We start from the raw sequence: 560 nt of genomic DNA on the forward strand, positions 1-560 counted from the left end.
ACCCACTGGCTGGCCTGCCAGCGATAACCGAGCTGGCCGCCGATGACGCCACCGGACCGATCGCGGCAGCCGGAAGCGACGGCTACGCCAGCCGCGTCAAGGAAATCCACGCAGTTGTGGTTCTGCGCCCAGCCACCGTTGCCGCCGATATAGAAGCCGGTCCAATCGTAAATCGGAGCCACCACCGGCGGCGGGGCCTTAGTGTACGGACGCGCCGCCAAGTCAGCCGCCGACGCCGGAGCGGACAATCCAGCGGCCATCATCCCGACCGCAGCAACCAGAATCTTTTTCATACGAGTAATCTCCCCAGAAAGCAGTTCGTTAAGGCGATAAGCCCACCCGACGAATCAACAGTAGTTCGTTCACCCCGTGGTTGCTGTAGCCGGGCTGCAACACTTGCTTCGGATCACATCTTCAAATTGTTTATGTCCGTTAAGGACTTAGCGGAACCAAAAGCCCTCTGGCGTGCATAACCCCGATTGACCCGAGACGCGCAAAATCACTCAGTGCACTGGTGGGAGCGACCGCCGCCAGCCTTCACCGCCATCCACAGGGGTTCA

Annotated in this window: 1 pseudogene; it reads right to left on the reverse strand. The window is 60.4% G+C overall.

Annotation, left to right across the window (positions count from 1 at the left end):
• Nucleotides 1-293 (reverse strand): annotated as a pseudogene (locus AC0L3X_RS47400) (hypothetical protein); the annotation flags it as partial.
• Nucleotides 294-560: the final 267 nt, after the last annotated feature.

This window comes from Bradyrhizobium sp. MI1.7 (assembly GCF_055811795.1).